General features: G+C 66.2%; 6 protein-coding genes and 1 pseudogene. 3 read left to right on the top strand and 4 right to left on the bottom strand.

The features are described 5' to 3' along the window. The 3 genes from Y705_RS20660 to Y705_RS20655 all read right to left on the bottom strand — a co-directional run. On the bottom strand, positions 1-437 hold a 437-nt coding region (locus Y705_RS20660), incomplete at its 3' end, for a reverse transcriptase-like protein (RefSeq protein WP_343212777.1). A gap of 23 nt (positions 438-460) precedes the next feature. Further along, complete coding sequence (locus Y705_RS0115640; RefSeq protein ID WP_026533531.1) at positions 461-1201, bottom strand: zinc ribbon domain-containing protein; 741 nt, start codon at positions 1199-1201, stop codon at positions 461-463. A gap of 110 nt (positions 1202-1311) precedes the next feature. After that, the gene (locus Y705_RS20655) at positions 1312-2193 is read right to left on the bottom strand and encodes a Nif3-like dinuclear metal center hexameric protein (RefSeq protein ID WP_049822885.1); all 882 of its coding nucleotides are present in this window, start codon (positions 2191-2193) and stop codon (positions 1312-1314) included. 65 nt (positions 2194-2258) lie between these two features. Between Y705_RS20655 and msrA the strand changes: the two genes are divergently transcribed. The 3 genes from msrA to epsC all read left to right on the top strand — a co-directional run bounded on the left by msrA (position 2259) and on the right by epsC (position 4413). Continuing rightward, entirely contained in the window at positions 2259-2783 is a 525-nt protein-coding gene (msrA, locus tag Y705_RS0115630; RefSeq protein WP_026533530.1) for a peptide-methionine (S)-S-oxide reductase MsrA, read from the top strand. A gap of 82 nt (positions 2784-2865) precedes the next feature. Then, the gene (cysK, locus tag Y705_RS0115625; protein ID WP_026533529.1) at positions 2866-3801 is read left to right on the top strand and encodes a cysteine synthase A; all 936 of its coding nucleotides are present in this window, start codon (positions 2866-2868) and stop codon (positions 3799-3801) included. 24 nt (positions 3802-3825) lie between these two features. Continuing rightward, entirely contained in the window at positions 3826-4413 is a 588-nt protein-coding gene (gene epsC / locus Y705_RS0115620) for a serine O-acetyltransferase EpsC (protein ID WP_026533528.1), read from the top strand. A 65-nt stretch (positions 4414-4478) separates the two neighbouring features. Here epsC and Y705_RS20650 read toward each other — a convergent pair. After that, positions 4479-4690 (bottom strand): annotated as a pseudogene (locus Y705_RS20650) (NADP-dependent phosphogluconate dehydrogenase); the annotation flags it as partial.

The raw sequence follows: 4690 nt of genomic DNA, 5'->3' as shown, positions 1-4690 counted from the left end.
ATCGCCTCGTTCGAGAGGCGGTCGGCGTCCTTGTTGCGCTCACGCGGAATCCACTCGTAGGTGACGTTCCGCGGATCCACCACCTTGCGCGCCTTTCCGGCGAGGACGCGCATGTCGGCATGCTTGATCTGCCATCGACCCGACATCTGCTCGACCACGAGCTTCGAGTCCATCTTCACGTGGATCCGCGCTCCGGGGTCGACCTCCTGCGCAAGTTCCAGCCCTGCCACGAGGCCCGAGTATTCGGCTACGTTGTTCGATGCCTTGCCGATGTACGCCGCCTTCTCGACCAGGATGGCGCCGGTCGCAGGATCGCGCACCAGCGCGCCATAGCCCGCATGGCCAGGGTTGCCGCGGGAACCACCGTCGGCCTCCACGATCAGCCGACCGCCAGGGACGGGTTCCTTCGCCTCGCCATGGCCATAGGGGTTGAACAGTTCGGCGTCCGCTGCCACCGGGATCAGTTCCCCCACTCCGAAGAACGGACAAGGATGCAGCCCGAATCGGGGCACATCACAATGTCATCCGGTGCGGCGCGGAGGATCTCGGCGAGGTCGCCCGGGCTGAGTTGCATCCCGGACCCCTCGGAGGTGCCGTGGAACAGGCGCGCGGCACCCACTCCCCGCTTGGCGAGGGTCTTTTCGTAGATCGAGAGCAGCGGGGCGTCGATGGTCGCCGCCAACTCATTCCGCTCGGACTGCACGGTTGAGCGCTGGCCGGCGATTTCCGCCAGATCCGCGTCCCGGGCGGCCTCAAGCTCTTTCAGCTCGCGCCGCACCGAATCGGTGCGCTCCTGCACGGCCGACTGCGCGGCTCGTGCCGCCTCGGCGCGTTCCATGATGTCCAGTTCCACGTCCTCCAGGTCGGACCGGCGCCGTGTCAGCGAGGCCACCTCGCTCTGGAGTGCAGTGAGGTCCTTCGAGGTGCCCTGTCCGCTGTTCAGGCGTTTTTCGTCCCGTTCGATCCGGCCCACCACGGCCTGGACGTCGTCTTCCGCGCGGGTGAGCTCGCGCTCGAGGTCCGCGAGCTCGGTACTGGCCCGGACGAGCTCACCGTCCACGGCGGCCACCCTCCCGCCGAGCACGGCAAGCTCCGGGTTGTTCTGCACCACGGCGGCCTGCCTCTGGAGCTGGTTCAGCCGTGAATCGAGCGCCTGCAGATCGAGCAGTCGCAATTGTTCCTCTGGTGCAGCCTTGGCCACGGGATACCTCCGCATTGGGGACGAATGACGTTCCTCCCAGCCTATTGCACGGCGACAACGAGCCCGGCGGGAAGAAAGCAGTGCCCGAAACTGTTCAGTGGCCGGGAGTCTCAGTGGCCGGGAGTGAGGACGAAGTCCCAGGGGTCGGTGTTGATGCCGCTGACCCGGATATCGGCGTCGAACCCCTGGTCGGCCAGCATGTTGCCGAGCGCGGCCGACGCCGGTGTCAACCACAACCACTCGCTGCCGAAGTGGGAGACGTCGATGAGGTAGGGCCTTCCGTTGCCGGCCGCCTCCCGAACCTCCGAGGCCGGATGGTGGCGCAGGTCGGCCGTGACGTACACGTCCGCCTGGCTTGCCCGGACCTCCGCGAACAGCGAGTCTCCCGCGCCTCCGCACACTGCGACCCGCCGGATCAGCCCGTCCTTGTCGCCGGCAACCCGCACTCCCCCGGCCACCGCGGGCAGCAGGGAGAACACCACGCCGGCGAAGTCTCCGAGGGTTGTCGCGTCGGGAAGGTTGCCCACGCGGCCGATGCCCTCCTCCGGCAGTCCGTCGCGGGCCTTCACCAGGGGCTGCACCTCCTGAAGGCCGAGGGCGTCGGCAAGGACATCGGACACCCCTCCGACGGCACTGTCTCCGTTGGTATGGACAGTGACCAGCGCACAACCGCTTTCGATCAGCCGGTGCACGATCTCACCCTTGAAACCGGACGCGGCCACCGAATGGACCGGTTTCAGGAGGAGCGGGTGGTGCGAGATGATCAGCTGCGCCCCCCAGTCGAGTGCTTCGTCGAGAACAGCAGCAGTGGGATCGACGGTGAAGAGGATGCGCTCCACGCCGGTGCCGGCCCTGCCCGCCACCAGCCCCACGGCATCCCAGGTCTCCGCAAGCGATTCAGGCCACAGCTCCTCGATGGCGCCAAGCACGTCCCTTACTGTCGGAACCGTGTCCGCACCACCGCCGCCGGTGTTCTGCTGGTCAGTCTCCATGGCTCCAGTTCTACCACTCCAACCGGCCCGGGAATCTTCCGGAGCCCGCGCGCATTGTAGAGAGCATGAAGACTTTTGTACTTGGCGGTGGCTGTTTCTGGTGCCTCGACGCCCTCTACCAGCAGACCCGCGGCGTCACGGAGGTGGTGTCCGGCTACACCGGGGGCCACACGCGGCACCCCGACTACGACTCGGTGTGTTCGGGGATGACGGGCCACGCGGAGGTTGTGGCAGTGACTTTCGACGAGTCGGTCATTCCCGAGGACGTCATCCTCGACATGTTTTTCGTCTCCCACGACCCCACCACGCTCAACCGGCAGGGCTACGACGTCGGCACCCAGTACCGCTCCGTGATGTACTACCAGAACGCCGGCCAGCAGGCCCTTTTCGAGGAGTCGGTCAATCGGAACCAGGAGAATTGGTCCAACCCGATTGTCACCGAGATCACCCGCCTGCCCGAGTTCCATGTGGCCGAGGAGTTCCATCAGGACTTCTATGGCAAGCAGCCGGAGCAGGGCTACTGCCAGGTGATCATCAATCCGAAGCTGGCCAAGGCGCGGAAATATTACTCCGAGTGGCTTGCCGCGTAGGTCCCCGGGATCGCTGCAGTTAGGATCATTCCCGGCTCCGCCGGGGAGCTCCGCTGACCCACCCTCGACCAGGCAGGCTTTCATGGCAAAGATTTACGACGACGTCACCCAATTGGTGGGGCGCACGCCCCTCGTGCGCTTGAACCGCCTGACCGAGGGCCTCGACGCCCGGGTCGCCGTCAAGCTCGAGTTCTACAATCCCGCCAACAGCGTCAAGGACAGGATCGGCGTCGCCATCATCGATGCCGCCGAGAAGGCCGGTGCGCTGAAGCCCGGTGGGACGATCGTGGAGGGTACCTCCGGGAACACGGGCATCGCCCTTGCCATGGTAGGAGCGGCACGGGGCTATCGGGTGATCCTCACGATGCCCGAAACGATGTCCACCGAACGCCGGGTGATGCTGCGGGCCTACGGTGCCGAGATCGTGCTCACGCCCGGGTCCGAGGGGATGCGGGGCGCAGTGGACCGGGCGAAGGACATCGTGGCGAACACCGAGAACGCCATCTGGGCGCAGCAGTTCGCCAACGTGGCCAATCCCGAGATCCACCGGACCACCACCGCCGAGGAGGTCTGGGAGGACACCGACGGGGAGGTCGACATCTTCGTCGCCGGCGTCGGCACCGGCGGCACGATCACCGGCGTCGGGCAGGTCCTGAAGAAGCGGAAGCCCGGTGTGCAGATCGTCGCCGTCGAACCTGCGGATTCGCCCATCCTCAACGGCGGCACCCCCGGGCCACACAAGATCCAGGGCCTCGGCGCCAACTTCGTTCCCGAGAACCTGGACCGGAACGCCTACGACGAGGTGCTTGATGCCACCGTCGAGGATTCGGTGCGGGTGGCCCGGGACCTCGGGACGCGTGAAGGGATTCTCGGCGGGATCTCGTCGGGAGCGATCGTCTGGGCCGCCCTCGAGCTCGCGAAGCGGCCAGAGAACGCAGGTAAGCTCATCGTGGCCGTTGTCTGCGATTTCGGTGAGCGGTACATCTCCACCGTCCTCTTCGACGACATCCGCAACTAGTTCCATCCCATCAGAAAGTAATCGGTGAGTTTTCTAGCGAGACTGCGCGAGGATCTTGAGACAGCGCGCACCCATGACCCGGCAGCACGAGGACCTTTCGAGAACACGGTGGTGTACTCGGGGCTCCATGCGATCTGGGTCCACCGGCTCACCCACCGCATGTGGCGGAAGCCAGGACTGCGCTTCCCCGCCCGTGTGCTCGCGCAGCTCGCCCGGACGCTGACCGGCATCGAGATCCATCCTGCCGCGACCATCGGACGGCGTTTCTTCATCGATCACGGGATGGGCGTCGTGATCGGGGGGACCTCCGAGATCGGCGACGACGTCATGCTGTACCAGGGCGTGACGCTCGGCGGGCGCTCGCTCGAGAAGATCAAACGGCACCCCACCATCGGCGACCGGGTCACCATCGGCGCCGGGGCCAAGGTTCTCGGTCCCATCACGATTGGTGCCGGGAGCGCGGTAGGTGCCAATGCCGTCGTCGTGAAGGACACACCCCCCGACTCCATCGTGACGGGTATTCCCGCAACCTTCCGGCACCGCGACTCGGCACGGGAAACCCAGCCGGCCGTCGATCCGGCGGAATACGTGGACCCCGCGATCTACATCTAGGCGCGAGAACACGAAAAGCCCCGGACCTCGCTGGTCCGGGGCTTTTCTGTGCCTAGTGGGTGGCGCTAGTGGGTGTCGGTGGCCTCGATTTCGGTTTTGTCTTCGCCCCAGAGGGTGTGGAAGGTGCCTTCGGTGTCGATGCGCTGGTAGGTGTGGGCGCCGAAGAGGTCGCGCAGGCCCTGGGTCAGGGCCGCGGGCAGTCGTTCCCGGCGCAGGCCGTCGTAGTAGGCCAGGGACGCGGAGAACACCGGTACCGGAATCCCGAGCCGCACCGCGG

The organism is Arthrobacter sp. H41 (assembly GCF_000520535.1).
GTDB lineage: Bacteria > Actinomycetota > Actinomycetes > Actinomycetales > Micrococcaceae > Arthrobacter_D.
Note: the sequence above shows the minus strand (reverse complement) of the source record. Positions and strands in the feature narration are given on the sequence as shown.